General features: G+C 66.7%; 11 protein-coding genes. 10 read left to right on the top strand and 1 reads right to left on the bottom strand.

Going from position 1 to position 14,201, the window contains the following annotated elements; translation table 11 throughout:
- Positions 1-26: 26 nt before the first annotated feature.
- From NV401_RS15220 to NV401_RS15245, 6 genes are all read left to right on the top strand, one after another.
- Positions 27-1,337, top strand: a complete 1,311-nt coding sequence (locus NV401_RS15220) for an MFS transporter (RefSeq protein WP_261295299.1) — start codon at positions 27-29, stop codon at positions 1,335-1,337.
- Positions 1,334-2,113, top strand: coding sequence for a helix-turn-helix transcriptional regulator (locus NV401_RS15225; protein ID WP_261295300.1), 780 nt, complete (start codon positions 1,334-1,336; stop codon positions 2,111-2,113). The genes NV401_RS15220 and NV401_RS15225 overlap by 4 nt, the downstream gene beginning before the upstream one ends.
- Positions 2,114-2,208: 95 nt before the next feature.
- Complete coding sequence (locus NV401_RS15230) at positions 2,209-4,479, top strand: TonB-dependent receptor (RefSeq protein WP_261295301.1); 2,271 nt, start codon at positions 2,209-2,211, stop codon at positions 4,477-4,479.
- 10 nt (positions 4,480-4,489) lie between these two features.
- The gene (locus NV401_RS15235; protein WP_261295302.1) at positions 4,490-5,269 is read left to right on the top strand and encodes a class II aldolase/adducin family protein; all 780 of its coding nucleotides are present in this window, start codon (positions 4,490-4,492) and stop codon (positions 5,267-5,269) included.
- Between the two features lie 20 nt (positions 5,270-5,289).
- On the top strand, positions 5,290-5,682 hold the full coding sequence (locus NV401_RS15240; RefSeq protein ID WP_261295303.1) for a carboxymuconolactone decarboxylase family protein: 393 nt from the start codon (positions 5,290-5,292) through the stop codon (positions 5,680-5,682).
- A gap of 448 nt (positions 5,683-6,130) precedes the next feature.
- Complete coding sequence (locus NV401_RS15245; protein WP_261295304.1) at positions 6,131-6,709, top strand: FKBP-type peptidyl-prolyl cis-trans isomerase; 579 nt, start codon at positions 6,131-6,133, stop codon at positions 6,707-6,709.
- A 124-nt stretch (positions 6,710-6,833) separates the two neighbouring features.
- Here the strand turns inward: NV401_RS15245 and NV401_RS15250 are convergent, their stop codons facing one another.
- Positions 6,834-8,468 (bottom strand): Na+/H+ antiporter, encoded by a 1,635-nt coding sequence (locus NV401_RS15250; RefSeq protein WP_261295305.1) that lies wholly within the window; start codon positions 8,466-8,468, stop codon positions 6,834-6,836.
- Positions 8,469-8,821: 353 nt separating this feature from the next.
- Here NV401_RS15250 and NV401_RS15255 point away from each other — a divergent pair, with 353 nt between their 5' ends.
- The 4 genes from NV401_RS15255 to NV401_RS15270 all read left to right on the top strand — a co-directional run bounded on the left by NV401_RS15255 (position 8,822) and on the right by NV401_RS15270 (position 14,198).
- Positions 8,822-11,416, top strand: coding sequence for an ATP-binding protein (locus tag NV401_RS15255; protein WP_261295306.1), 2,595 nt, complete (start codon positions 8,822-8,824; stop codon positions 11,414-11,416).
- A gap of 58 nt (positions 11,417-11,474) precedes the next feature.
- Entirely contained in the window at positions 11,475-11,984 is a 510-nt protein-coding gene (locus NV401_RS15260) for a YybH family protein (RefSeq protein WP_261295307.1), read from the top strand.
- 119 nt (positions 11,985-12,103) lie between these two features.
- The gene (locus NV401_RS15265; RefSeq protein ID WP_261295308.1) at positions 12,104-13,585 is read left to right on the top strand and encodes a hypothetical protein; all 1,482 of its coding nucleotides are present in this window, start codon (positions 12,104-12,106) and stop codon (positions 13,583-13,585) included.
- A complete protein-coding gene (locus tag NV401_RS15270; protein ID WP_261295309.1) occupies positions 13,578-14,198 on the top strand; it encodes an NUDIX hydrolase in 621 nt (206 codons plus the stop codon). Before NV401_RS15265 ends, NV401_RS15270 begins: the two co-directional genes overlap by 8 nt.
- Positions 14,199-14,201: the final 3 nt, after the last annotated feature.

Genomic DNA, 14,201 nt, shown 5'->3' on the forward strand with positions numbered 1-14,201 from the left:
GATTGCGGGAGGAGAGGACGCCGACGATGCGCCAACCAGACCAACGATCCGAACGCGGGGGTGACGGGCTGCCCCCCGCAGCTGTCGCGACCATCGCGATCTGCACGCTCGCCTATCTGCTCGATGGCGTGGTGCATACCGTGATGGGGCCGCTCGCGCCGATCGTCGCGCGCTCACTGCACCTTTCGATCGCGCAGCTCGGCCCGCTCTTCTCCGCCAATCTGATCGGGCAGTGCATCGGCCTGATCGCCTTTCCGCTCGCGGTGGGGCGGATCGGCCATCGCGGGGTGGTGATCGGTACGCTGGCGGGCTTCGGGCTGTTCCAGATGCTGTGCGGTCTGGCGCAAAGTGGGGAGCAATTGTTCTGGTTGCGGCTGGTGACCGGCTTCTTCCTGGGCGGCACGCTGCCGAGCTGCCTCGCGATGATCGCAGAGGCGGCGCCGCCGCACCGGCGCGGCTTCATCATATCGCTGATGTTCGTTGGATACGGCACCGGTTGCGCGCTGGCGGGGATCGCCGCGCTGCCCGGCGACTGGCGCATGGTGATGGCCGGCATCGGCGCGGTGTGTCTGTTCGCCGCGGCGATTTCCTGGCAATTCCTCGTCGAGCCACGCCAGGCCGACGCCGCATCGAGTGAGCCCGTGCCGCCGCCCTTGCGCGGCGCGCTGCTGCTGCTCGCGCCGCCCTTCGGCCTCGGCACGGTGATGTTATGGCTGTTGTTCATCGCGATGCTGACGATCAGCTATTGCCTCAGCAGCTGGCTCCCGACGATGCTTGTCCAGGTCGGGCGATCGGCGTCGTTCGCATCGCTGTCGGTGACGGTCTTCGGGTTGGGGGGGATCGTCGCGGGGCTGGTCGTCGGCGCGCTGATGGACCGTTTCGGGCAGATCCGCATGCTCGTGGGCTGTTTCCTCGGCGCCACCGTGCTTTTCGTGTGGATCGGGCAAGTACTGGCGACGGCGACCCCGGTCTTATTGATGACGCTGCTCGTCGCTGACGGCTTTTGCGCGCTCGGCGCCTATGCGGGCATCAACGTCGTGCTCGCGGGCTTCTATCCAGTGCATCTGCGCGCGCTCGGCATTGGCGTGACGAAGAGCGTCGGGCGGGTCGGCACGGTGCTCGCGCCGATCCTGATCGGCCTCGCGCTCACCCATCAGGTTGCCGAAACCACCGTCACCTCACTGTTCGCCGTGCCGACCGCGCTGTGCGTGGCGGCGTTGCTGGTGATTGCGAACGCGCGACGTGTTACGACGCGACGCGAGAACGAGACGGGCAAGCGAGCGGGGACGGAACCGGCCCGATTGCAGACCGCGGACAGAACAGGGAGCGGCCTTTGACGCAGATCCAGCAGATCAAGGAGTGGCGCGCCTCCACCGCGTGCGGCGCCGTCTACGAGAAACTGCTGCAGGCGATCGGCACCGAAGAATTCGGATCCACCGTGCGCGATTCGGTGATGACCGTCACCGCGGGGGCGCGCCGCGTCTATCTGTTCGAAGCGAAAGGGCGGCTGGAAACCAGCCTGCAATATTATTCATGCGAGCCCGGGGTGACCGATCTGTTCCCGCTCTACAGCAAGTCGTATCTGCAACTCGACCCGATCCACGACGCCTGCCGTGCCACCCCTGCGTGCAGCGATCTGGCCTATCAGCGGATCCGCCCCTCGGACATCGCCTCCGCCGGATTCCGGCGCCGCATTTTCGACGATGCCGGGATCATCGAACGGGTCTCGATCGTGCAGCGCGGGAGCGACGCGTGGCGGGCGTTGTCGGTCGCCCGGCACAAGAGCGATGGCTATTTCACCGATGACGAAGTCACCGCGCTCATCAATCTCGCCTGGCTCGCTCTGCCGATGCTGCCGATGAACCGCGCCCGCGCCGAAACCGCGCGTGAACTGTCCGTGCCGCAACTGGAGGATCGCTTCGGCGCGCGTTTTCCCGATCTGACACGGCGCGAGCGCGAGGTCTGCGCCCGTGCCGCGGTCGGCATGACGGTCGAGGCGACCGCGCTCGACCTCGGGGTCGGCAAGGCCTCGGTCCTGACCTATCGCCAGCGCGCCTACGGCCGGCTCAGCGTTACCAGCCCCTATCAGCTCTGCTCCTTGGTAAGCCACTGACCCCTACGCAGGATGTCCTCTGAATGACGGACAGACGCGGGCGGCCCCCGCCCCTAGCGTTCACAAAACATCGATAACGATGGGGGAGGCTAGTGATGACGAGCTTGAAATTGGGGGCATCCTTGATCGCGCTGACGATCGGAGCCGCTGCGACGCCCGGGCTGGCGCAGGACACTAGCGGCACGGCAGCCTCGACGAGCCCGACCACGCCGCCGGAATCGCAGACGGGCCTCGAGGACATCGTCGTGACGGCACAGCGGCGCAGCGAGAACGTGCAGCGCGCCGCACTCTCAGTCACCGCCGTCTCGGGCGACGACGTGCGCAACCGCGGCGTTACCAGTACCGAGCAACTCAGCCGCCTGACCGCGGGATTGCAGGTGCAGCCGGCCGGGGGGCCCTACACCACCTTCACGATCCGGTCGGTAACGCAGCTGAGTGGCAACGCCTTTGCCGATCCTTCGGTCGCGGTGAACATCAACGGCGTATATCTCGCAACGCCGACCTCGATCCGAGGGCTGTATTACGATCTCGAGCGGCTGGAGATCCTCAAGGGTCCGCAGGGCACGCTCTACGGCCGCAACGCAACGGCGGGAGCGATCAACCTGATCACCAGCCGGCCCGGCTTCACGCTTGGCGGCAATCTCGGCTTCGATGTCGGCAACTACAACCGCTTGAATGTCAACGGCGCGCTCAACCTGCCGCTGTCGGACACTGTCGCGCTGCGCATTGCCGGGCAGCGGGTGCGGCATACCGGCTATATGAGCGACGGTACCAACGACGAGGATGCGCAGGCGGTGCGCGCGTCGCTGCTGTTCAAGCCGTCGACCGACCTGTCGGTGCTGCTGACCGCCGACTGGTCGCACGAGGGCGGCAAGGGCGCGGGTGCGACGCTGCGCAAGACCTGCGCGTCGCTCGGGCGGCCAGGCGGGAGTTGCTTCGTCGCCGATCCCTATACCGGTGTCGGCGATCTCGGCCGCTATTATACCGCGGCCGGAATCGCGGTGCAGACCCGGAACCCGTTTCTCGACGACAGCTATCTCGGCTTCGGTCTCAATGCCGACCTGACGACCGGCGCGGGCACGGTCTCGCTGGTCGCGAGCTATCGCAAATCCGACGTCGATTTCGTCACCACGGCGACAAGCTGGCAGATCCGCGAAAAACAGCATCCCAAGCAGAAGTCGGTCGAACTGCGCCTGGCAGCACCAGGCGGCCAGCGTCTGCAATATGTGTTCGGCGCCTATTACCTCGACACGATCATGCATGCCCATTCCAACAGCGAGAACGGGCAGCGCAGGAATTTTAGCGACGCCTATACCAATACCACCGGCTGGACCGCCGCCGCCTTTTCGCAACTGTCCTACGAAGTGGTCGACCATCTGCGCGCGGTCGGCGGCATCCGCTACACCTATGAGGAAAAGGCCTCGGACAGCCGACGCTATACCGTGCTGACGGTCGGCCCCGATCCGGTCATCCCTGCGACGCAGACGGGGACCCCGCTGTTCCTCATCCAGGACAAGCGCCACTACAACCGGGTCAACTGGAAAGCCGGCCTGGAGTTCGACGCCGGCCGGCGCAACCTGCTGTACGCCAACGTCTCGACGGGGTTCAAGGCGGGCGGCTTCTATTCGGGACCGCCGGGCTTCAACACCTATGCGCCCGAGGAAGTGACCTCCTTCGTGCTGGGCTCGAAGAACCGCTTCCTCGACAACCGGCTGCAGTTCAACGCCGAGGCCTTCTACCTCAACTATCACAACCAGCAGGTCAGTTACGTCAAGCTGGTGGGCGGCGCCTCGACGCTGGTGACCGAGAATGTTGGTCAGTCGCGTGCGTTCGGACTGGAGGCGGAAACCGAGTTCCTGCTGACGCCAACCACACGGCTCTTCTCGCAACTGCAGTACCTCGACGCGAAATATAAGTCGTTTGTCTACCAGACGCTTGCCCCCCCACCGGCCAGTTCGGCCTGCACCGTCACGCGCGGCGCCCCGCAATCGACCGTCGACTGCTCGGGCCAGACGCCGCTGCGCTCGCCGCGCTGGACGCTGATCGGCCGCCTCGAACAGTCCGTTCCGCTGGCCAATGGCGGCCGATTGGTGGGCGAAGCGGGGGTGCGCTACGAAACCCGCTTCCAGAACGACGTGTCGTATCTGCCCGAATCGGAAGCCTATGCGACGGCGCGTGTCGACATGGCGCTCAGCTATCTCTCTCCCGGCGATCGCTTTACGCTCAAGGCTTATGTCGACAATCTCACCAATGTCGTCTCGATCACCGACGCGACGATGAGCACCAGCTATCCGGTCATCGCCGCTTATGGTGTCCGGGTGCTGGCGCCGCGGACCTTCGGCGTTCGCGGCTCGGTCAAGTTCTAGGAGACGCCGCGTGACCAATCTCATGCCCTCGCGCCCGGTCGTCGTCGAATGCTCCGCCGCGGAATGGGCGGCGCGCGTCGACCTCGCGATCGCCTATCGGCTGTTCGACTGGCTCGAGATCACCGACCTGATCCACACGCACATCTCGGTGGTGGTGCCGGGCGAGCCCACACATTTCCTGCAGCTTCCCTATGGGCACCTGTTCGGCGAGGCGCGCGCGTCGCAGATGGTGAAGTGCGACCTCGACGGCACCATCCTCGCCGACGCGTCGGGGCTTGGCATCAGCCGCGGCGGCTTCGCCATCCACGGTGCGATACATACGGCAACGCCGGGCGCGGCCTGCGTGATGCATGCGCATACCGAGGCGACAGTCGCGGTTGCCAACTACCGCAAGGGTTTGCTGCCGCTCACGCAGCACGCGCTGCGCTTCTACGGCAAGGTCGGCTATTTCGACTATTGCGGCATCTTCGACAGCGACGCCAAGCGCGCGGGGCTGCCGGCGGCGCTGGGCGACGGCTATGTGCTGATGCTGCGCAATCACGGGCCATTGGTGGTCGGGCCGACGATCGCCGAGACCTTCTCGCGCATGTACTATCTCGAACGCGCGTGTCGGATGCAGGTCGCCTCGCTGTCGCAGTGCCGCGATCCCGAAAGCGAGCTGGTATGGCCGAACGAGGCGGATTGCCGCCGCATGGCGCTGGCTTTCGAAGGCGGCGAGGCAGTGATCGCGCGCGAATGGGCCGCGCTGCGTCGCATGTTGGATGCAAGAGGCGCGGACTATGCGGCATGACCGGGGCGGGAGAACCAAAAGTGAGTGACGACACGCAGGACGGCACGCACGACGACGGGCGCGAACGCGCGGGGCTCGCCGTGCTCGAAGCGCTCGGCTGGGGCCAGAACGAAGGGGTGCGTGCGCTCGACGAGGATTTGTGGCGGATCGTGTCGGAGGTGAATTTCGGCACGATCTGGGCGCGCCCGGGCCTGTCGCTGCGCGATCGCGAACTGGTGTGCATGGCGATGCTGATCGCGCTCGGCGCGCACGGCGTCGCGCTGCACTTCAAGCACGCGCATAAGGTCGGCATTACGGCGGAGGAATTGAAGGAGCTCGTCCTCCAGGCGATCCCATATGCCGGCCTGCCCAAAGCGCTTGGTGCGATGGCGCTGCTCAAGCGCGTCCAAAATGGCGATGACGTCGCTTTATAGTGCAAGCCGGGCCGGCGGCGGCGACGACCTCTTGCGATACGGCCGCCTGGCAGTCCCCCCGGCAACATGGTTGAGGTCATGGGTGCAACCGGCAAAGCGCACGCCCTCCGTTCGCGTGTCGGCCGTCGTGCGTTACATGTGCGGTTAAGATGCTCCGCCCCGCACCCGGCGCGGATCGCGCTTGAACAACACTTCCCATAGAAGGCACCATCCCTCCTCGGGCGGCGGCGTTCAGCGACATGGTAAAGCGGCGCGGTGCTACAGGGTTAGCGTCGCATGCAAGAATCCGAAGCCATACTTCGCGCGGCTTCTGCCCCCGCCGCTCCGGCGACCTGTCTTCTGCACGACTAGGTCCATTGTGCGCTGCATGCGCGCGAAGAAACCATCCTCATCGCCGGTCCAACGCAGATGGTGGCAATATGCTCAGACACGCCATAAGGACGTGGTCATGACCATGTCCTGCCGCACCGTGCTTATCGTCGTTTCTGCCATCGCCGGGATTGCGCTCGCGGCGCCGCTTGCGGCCAGCGCGGCAGCGCCACGCGGCGTCAAGGCGCGGCCGGCGGCGCCGAAGCCGGTTGCGGCGAACAACAGCATCATCGCGCTGCCGCTCAATCCTATCGTCCCTGCGGCGCAACGGGTGTGTAGCGCCCGAACCCCGTCGGGGCTGGGCTATACGCTGCTGCGACCGGCAGCGGGCACGAAGCCGGCGCGGAGCGATGTCGCGCTGGTCAATTATATCGGGTATCTCGCCGCGACGGGCGTGGTCTTCGACCAGGGGATGGGCTCGCCGCTGCCCGTCGACGGCGTGATCCCGGGCTTCTCGGAAGCCCTGCAGATGATGGCCAAGACGGGTGTCGGGCGCTTCTGCATCCCCGCGGCCACGGGCTATGGCGCGCAGGGGTCGGGCCCGATCCCGGCCAATGCCGATCTCGTATTCCAGGTTGAACTGGTGGATTATAAGACCGCGGCCGATGTCGAGCGCATGCGCGCCGCGCAAGCGACCGACGCGCCGCCGCCCCGATAAGGACGCCTCCGCCACCGCTACGCTAATGTGGCGGTCGTACGATCCGGGGCACGCGTCGACAGCGGTTGCAGAGCGGGTTTGTCCATCGTGCCGGACGGCGTCGCCACACGGTGGCGGCGGCACGCTATTTGTAGCGCACCTCCAGCAGGTCGAGCTCGCGCACGAGTTTGGCGGCGAGTTCGCTGCCCAGGCCGCGATCGCGGGCGATCGACATGATTTCCGTACGCTCGGCGCGGACCGCGGCGAGCCGCAGCTCGCGGTCGATCCCTTCGTTGGTGCGCGCCACTTGGCTGGCGTCGCTGCCCGCGCTCAGCCCCTCGATCCGCTCGCGATAGCCGTCCATGATCCGGGCGCCGGCCGCGGCATAGACGTCCGCGTCGCTGCGCCCTTCGGCAAGCCCGTGCTGAACGCGCTCGATGGTCCTGATCGCTGCTTCCGCCGCAGCGATGCGCGCCATGTCCTCGGCGGCCTGTTGTGACGGCTCGGGCGGCATGGTCAGTCCCTGCAGGAGGAGCGGCAGGCCAATGCTCGCAAGGACGAGCGAGCTCAGAATGATCCCCGTTGCGAGAAAGATCGCGAGCTCGCGGCCGGGAAAGGGCGTGCCGTTGCCCATCGCCATCGGCAGCGTCAGCACGCCCGCGAGCGTGATCGCGCCGCGCACCCCGGCGAACGACATCGCCGCGACCAGCCGCCAGGACGGGCTCGATCCGGACTCGCCCCCCGGCGGGCGCCGCAGCAAGGTGATGCGGAACGAGACCCACACCCAGCCGAAGCGCAACGCGGCAAGCGCCGCCATGATCGCCGCGACGTAGACGGCCAGCCACCACGGACTGGCATGGCCGGTCAGCGCGACGGTCTGGTCGAGACCCGAGAGAATTTCCGGCAGCTGTTCGCCGAGCAACACGAAGATCATGCCGTTGGCCGCGAACTGGATCGTGTCCCACACCGAGTTGCGTCGCATCCGCGTGACCGCCAGCGCCTGGCGCGAAATCTCGGCGAAACTCATCGTCACGCCGGCCGCGACCGCCGCGAGGACGCCCGATGCGTGAACATGCTCGGCGACCAGATAGGCGCCGAACGGGATCAGCACGCTGATCAGGATCTGCGAGCCCGTTTCCTCGCCGAAGCGCCGCGACACCCAAGCCTTGGTCCGCGTCACCACCAGCGTCAGCGCGACGCCGACGAAGATCCCCGCCCCCGCCATCCAGAGAAAGTTCAACGCCGCCTCGGTCGCGGAGAAGCTGCCGGTGAGGGCCGCCGCGATCGCTACGCGCAAACACACCAGGCCGGAGGCGTCGTTGAGCAGCGACTCGCCTTCGAGGATATGCATCATCCGTTTCGGGATCGGGACGCGCGCGGCGATGGCCGACACCGCAATCGGATCGGTCGGCGAGATGACGGCCGCCAGCGCGAACGCCACGGCAAGCGGCATGGCCGGGATCATCCAGTGGATCAGGAAGCCCATGCCGAGCACCGTTAGCAGGACCAGGCCCAGTGCCAGTTCGACGACGGTCGACAGATCCTTGAACAGCGCGTCCTTGGGGATGCGCCAGCCATCGAGAAACAATAGCGGCGGCAGGAACAGCAGCATGAAGAGCTCGGGATCGAGCGTCACGCGCAGATGCGTGGCGAGACCCACGACAAAGCCCAGCGCGATCTGCACCAGCGGGGTCGGGATTGCCACCGGCAGCATCCGCGACACGGCACCGCTGACGACGACCGCCAGCAGCAAAATCAATACGATCGATACGGATTCCAAGCCTGCACTCCTGCATGGCGCATCGCCACGAGCGCGCGTGTAGCACGTCTTTCGTCGTCAAGCCGAGGTTGGTTGGCGGGCGTATCGGCGGCGCCAGGCTGTTGCGCGCATGCCGGGTCGACCTTGCGGGGCGCTCGCAAAGCGGCGCTGTTCGAACGTAACGACGCCCGTTTACCGATATCGAGCATCCGATCGTCGGGCGCAGAGGGCAAGGCGGGCCGCAGCAGCGGCGCTCACGCCAATCGTGATGCGGCCTGGGCAAGCCACTTCCGAAACGATCTTAGTCGGGCGGCTCTTCTCCCGCCTCGCGCTAGCTGGTAGGAAGCGCCAACAACTCAGATGTAAGTCGCTGCATGATCACGGAAAAGACATTGGCTCGCGAGATGGCCGAGCATGATTGGGCGCAATCGCCCCTGGGCCCGCGGGAGGGATGGCCGCCCGCCTTGCGATCGACGCTGGCGCTGCTGCTCGCCTGCCCCACCCCGATGTTCCTGGCCTGGGGGCCGGACCTGCTGTGTTTCTACAACGACGCTTATCGCCCGATCCTCGGCTATCGCAGCGAGACGGCGCTGGGCCGACCGTTCCGCGACGTCTGGGCGAGCATCTGGAGCGACATCGAGCCGCTGGTGACGACGACGCTGGCGGGCGAAAGCTGCACGGTTACCGACATGCGGCTCGACCTCAGCCGGCAAGGACGGCCGGAAGAGAGCTGGTGGACCTTCACCTACTCGCCCGTCTTCGACGACGCGGGCAAGATCGCCGGGTTGCTGTGCGTCACCGGCGAGACGACCGCGCGGGTGGTGGCCGAACGCGAACGGGCGGCGGCGGCCGAGCGGCTGGACCTTGCCTTGTCGGCGGGCAACAGCATCGGCATCTGGGACTGGGACGTCCTTGCCGATCGCGTGACCGCCGACACCCGGTTCGCCACGCTGTACGGCATCGACCCCGACAAGGCCGCCGCGGGTGCGTCGATCGCCGAATTTTTTGCCGGCATTCACCCCGACGATCTGTCGCGGGTGCAAAGCGAGGTGCTGGATGCCGTCGAGCGATGCGGCAGCTTCCGGTCCGAATATCGCCTGCTGAACGCCGAGGGGCGTGTCCGCTGGGTATCGGCGCAGGGGCGATGCATCGCCGGCGCGGACGGCCGTTGCGAGCGCTTCCCCGGGGTCAGCTACGACATTACCGATCGGATGACCTCCGAACTGGCGATCCGCGCCGCCAAGGCCGAACGCGACTTCGTGATCGACCTGACGGCGCGCCAACGTGTGGCGACCGATCCCGAGACGATCATCCGCATTTCCTCGGAGGCGCTGGGCAAACGGCTCGGCGTGAATCGCGCCGGCTTTTACCGGCTGCTCGGCGTGAAGCAGATGCGCCATGGCGGGAGTTGGACCGATGGCACGCTTGCCCCGCTGACCGGCGTGCAGGCGGTAAGCGCGTTTGGCGCGCGCGCCGAGCAGCGCCGCCGCCGCGGCAAGACGCTGGTGTTCAGCGATAGCCGCCACGACAATGACGGCGACCTGCTGGCCTATGCGGAAGACGGCGTGCTGGCCGGTCTGTGCGTGCCGCTGATGAACGCTGGCCATTGGCAGGCCGGCATCTACCTGCATCATGCCGAGGTACGGCACTGGACGCCGGCGGAAATTTCGCTGGTGAAGGAAGTGGCGGAAATGACGTGGCTGGCGGTGGAGCGCGCCGAGGCGCTGCTCCGGCTCAGCCAGCGCGTCGACCAGCAGAGCGTGGCGCTCGCCGAGGCCACGACCGAGATCAAGGCGGAAGCCGATCGCCGGTCCGCTGCCGAGAGCCAGCTGCGCCAGCTGCAGAAGATGGAATCGCTGGGGCAGCTTACCGGCGGGATCGCGCACGACTTCAACAACATGCTCGCGATCATCATCGGCGGGCTCAATCTCGCGCAGCGCCGGCTTGCCAGGGGCGAGAGCGATGTCGGCAAATATCTCGACGGTGCGATGGAGGGTGCGACGCGCGCCGCCACGCTGACGCAGCGGCTGCTCGCTTTCTCGCGCCAGCAACCGCTTTCGCCCAAGGCGATCGAGCCGAACAAACTCGTGGCCGGCCTCGCCGAGATGCTCGCCCGGTCGCTGGGCGAACTGGTGCAGCTCGAGACGATCCTGAGCGCAGGCTTGTGGAAGGCGAAGGCCGATCCCGCGGAGCTGGAAAACGTGATCGTCAATCTCGCGGTCAACGGGCGCGACGCCATGCCGGAAGGCGGCAAGCTGACGATCGAGACGAGCAACGCCTATGTCGACGATGCCTATGCGCACGAGGCGGAGCTGGCGCCGGGCCAGTATGTTCAGATCGCGGTGAGCGACACGGGCACGGGCATGTCGCCCGACGTGATGGCCAAGGCCTTCGATCCCTTCTTCACCACCAAGTCGGTGGGCAAGGGCACCGGATTGGGGCTGAGCCAGGTGTTCGGCTTCGCGCGCCAGTCAGGCGGCCATGTCCGCGTCTATTCGGAGGTGGGACATGGCACGACCTTCAAGCTGTACCTGCCCCGCTTCTGGGGTGACGAACCCCCGACGACGGTGCGTAGCGCGCCGGCCACGCTGCGGCAGGGCAAGCCGTCGGACATCGTGCTGGTCGTCGAGGACGAGGAACGCGTGCGCAACAACTCGGTCGAGGCGCTGCGCGAGCTCGGCTATACCGTCCTGCACGCCGCGAGCGGCGCCGAGGCGCTGGCGATAATCGAGGCCGGGCAGGACGTCACGCTGCTGTTCACCGATGTCGTCATGCCCGGCATGACGGGTAGACAGCTCGCCGATCGCGCCGCCCCGCTGCTGCCCAAGATGAAGATCGTCTTCACGACCGGCTATACCCGCAATGCGGTGGTGCATAACGGCATCCTCGATCCGGGCACGAACTTCCTGCCGAAGCCGTTCGGCATCGATCAGCTTGCAGCGAAGATCGCGGAGGTGCTCGACGCCTGACCCGGGCGATCGCCATTCCGCGGTTGATCGGCGTGCACGATGCGTGTCTGTTGTGCGCATGAACAGGATTCGAGCTTTGGTCGCCACCGCCGCGCTGTGTCTGTCGGGGCCTGCGCTTGCCGGCCCCGAACAGGATCGTGGCGCGATCCTGAGGGTGATCGCGCAGATGGAGGCAGCGTGGAATCGTGGCGATTTTCGCGGCTATATGGCGGGGTTCCGCAACCCCGACGTCGTGTTCGTCTCGGGCGGAAAGTTCCAGGATGGCTGGCAGGGGACGCTGGACCATTATGTGCGCGACTATGGATCGTCTCCCGCCACCCGCGGCACGCTGCACTTCTACGACATGAAGGTCGACATGCTGTCCGGCGACGCGGCGATGCTGGTCGGCCGCTACCATCTCGAGCGGCCGGCGCACGCTGCGGAAGGCGTCAACACGCGGCTGTTCCGCAAGATCGATGGCCGCTGGGTGATCACGCTCAACCACGTCTCCGCGCATGACGTGCCGAGCCGTATCGCGGCTCCGATGCCGACCGCGCCAGCCGATCGGCGAAACCCGCCTGCCCCCTGACCCGCGTGCGCGGGCCGGCCCGTGCCGCTCGTTTTATGGCCCGCGCGATGTTACGATGCGTCATGCAGGTGGAACGTCGGCGCTATTCGCGCACCAATTCGAGCGGAATCTTTCGCCCCATGACGCCGGACCAATTGCATCGCAATGCCGTTGCCGCGTCGTGCCTCGACGATCAGTATATCGATCGTGGCACGTTGCTGTCCAAAAGCCTGGGGTTCAGGCAGCACTATACTTCCTGCGTGCTCGACGAGTTCGCCAAGTGCCTGCTGTCGGCCGAGCAGGTCGTCGTCAATCGCACCTACCTGCAGAATACCGAGGTGATGCAACAGCTTGCGCCGCCGAACGATGAGGCCGACGACACCGCGATCATCAAGCTGATCGATGACGGCGCGATCGTCGCCTATCTGTACAGCGACGAGGATCCGACGCTGAAAGGCAGCGTGGACAGCGGCGCGATGAACGCGGATGCCGCCTCGGCCTGGAACCGGGTGTGCGAGCGCACCGAGCCGCGCTGCGTGCGGCTCGACTGGGACGACCGGATCGATCGGCAGTTGCGATCGGACCGGCTGGCGACGCGATTTGCACAGCGGCTCGCCACCGTCGCCGAGACCGGCCGCCCCGATCTTCTGCGCGATCTGTCGCGCCGTCATTCGGACGAGGATGTCGCGGCGTTCGGCCGCTATCTGCGTGACATATTGCTGCCGATTGCGCGGGATGCGCCGACCCGGCGGCAATTGTACGAACGGTTGGTGGTGCAGGACGGGTCGGACGTGGTCGATACCGCGATCGATGTCGCCAAGCCGTTCGCCTGCGAGATCAAACAGCTGATCGATCTGATCTATAACGCGAACATGGCCGGTGCCCTGGGCCTCAACAACGTGACGCCGTCGGGAGCCGTGTCGGCCGATCTTCTCGCGGACGCCGGGCTGACGCCGCAACGCGGCAGGGAGGCGACACCCGATCTGGCCGCTGCCATCGCCGCGCTGGCGGTCACCATGCAGGACCGCCAGCACCGCGAACAAACCGTTCCACACCTCGGCACCCTGTCGCTCGATCAGGTCGTCCGCATCCGCGATCATTCGACGTGGCGACGCTATGTCCGGGCGGTATCCGACTTGCAAACGCTGGACACCAGCGTGTCGGAGGCCGCCTTCTTCAGCGCGGTCGAGACGGCGCTGGGCGAGGCGCTGGACCGGTCCGCCGCGCTGTCCAGCTACCTGTACCAACATCATGGCGCCCTGCGGCAGCGACGGACGCAGGCCAGGTCGCTGATCGCGCAGGCCGGCAGCCTGTGCTTCGGCGCAGCGATCGGCACCGCCGTCGGCGCCTGCTTTCCCGGCACACCGGACGGGTCCTTTGCCGGCAATATGGCCAGCGGCGTGCTGCAATCGGTGCTCGAACGCCCGCTGCGCCATCTTGCCATGCGGATCGATCCGCTCGGCGGCACCTTCGCCGCGTGGCGCCTGCCGGAACTCAAGCTGACCGGGGGCGCCGCGACAATGCAGAAATTCCGCGCCGAGCTCGATCAGAGGCGGATCGATACCGGGCCGGTCAATCCTGCCGCGCCGGGCGCGCCGACCCTGGAGGCTGAAATTGGCTGACGCCCCGGAGCGTGATGCACACGCGCAATACGAGGCGCTTCGGATCGAGCGCCCCGCACTGTTCACCGATCGCGCGCCCGACTGCTACCCGCTGCTGCCCGGTGGCGCGGTCAGGGCGCGGAACGAGCATCTATTGCTGATCGACGATCGTGTCCGCACGCCATCCGGCCAGGAGACGTCCTATCTGCGGATCGTCGCCCCGCAGAGCGGCGCGCCCGGCGCTGCCATCCTGCCCTTCGTGGGCGGCAGCATCGTTCTGCTCGATCATCCGCGACACGCGCTCGGGCGCCGGCTACTCGAAATCCCGCGCGGGTTCGGCGAGCCGGGGGAGACGGCGGCGGCATGCGCGGAGCGCGAATTGGCCGAGGAACTCGGCGTTACCCCGTTGCGGCTGATCCCGATCGGCCTGCTGTATCCGGATTCGGGGCTGCTCGCCGTCGAGGTTTCGCTGTTCGCGGCGGAAATCCCACCGCGCGGGTGGAAGACCGAGCCCGGGGTTTCGACGCGGGAGATGAGCGTGGCCGACGGCGAATCCGCCGTCCGCGATGGCCGCATCGCCGACAGCTTCACGATCGCCTGCCTGTATCGCGCCAGGCTGATGGGCCTGATCTGATGT

Origin of the sequence: Sphingomonas hylomeconis (assembly GCF_025370105.1) — a bacterium.
Lineage (GTDB): Bacteria > Pseudomonadota > Alphaproteobacteria > Sphingomonadales > Sphingomonadaceae > Sphingomonas > Sphingomonas hylomeconis.

What these genes read in the sequence shown, in the direction of transcription:
- NV401_RS15220 (WP_261295299.1), top strand. Translation starts at nt 27, where the DNA reads ATGCGCCAACCAGACCAACGATCCGAACGCGGGGGTGACGGGCTGCCC.
- NV401_RS15255 (WP_261295306.1), top strand. Translation starts at nt 8,822, where the DNA reads ATGATCACGGAAAAGACATTGGCTCGCGAGATGGCCGAGCATGATTGG.
- NV401_RS15245 (WP_261295304.1), top strand. Translation starts at nt 6,131, where the DNA reads ATGACCATGTCCTGCCGCACCGTGCTTATCGTCGTTTCTGCCATCGCC.
- NV401_RS15230 (WP_261295301.1), top strand. Translation starts at nt 2,209, where the DNA reads ATGACGAGCTTGAAATTGGGGGCATCCTTGATCGCGCTGACGATCGGA.
- NV401_RS15265 (WP_261295308.1), top strand. Translation starts at nt 12,104, where the DNA reads ATGACGCCGGACCAATTGCATCGCAATGCCGTTGCCGCGTCGTGCCTC.
- NV401_RS15260 (WP_261295307.1), top strand. Translation starts at nt 11,475, where the DNA reads ATGAACAGGATTCGAGCTTTGGTCGCCACCGCCGCGCTGTGTCTGTCG.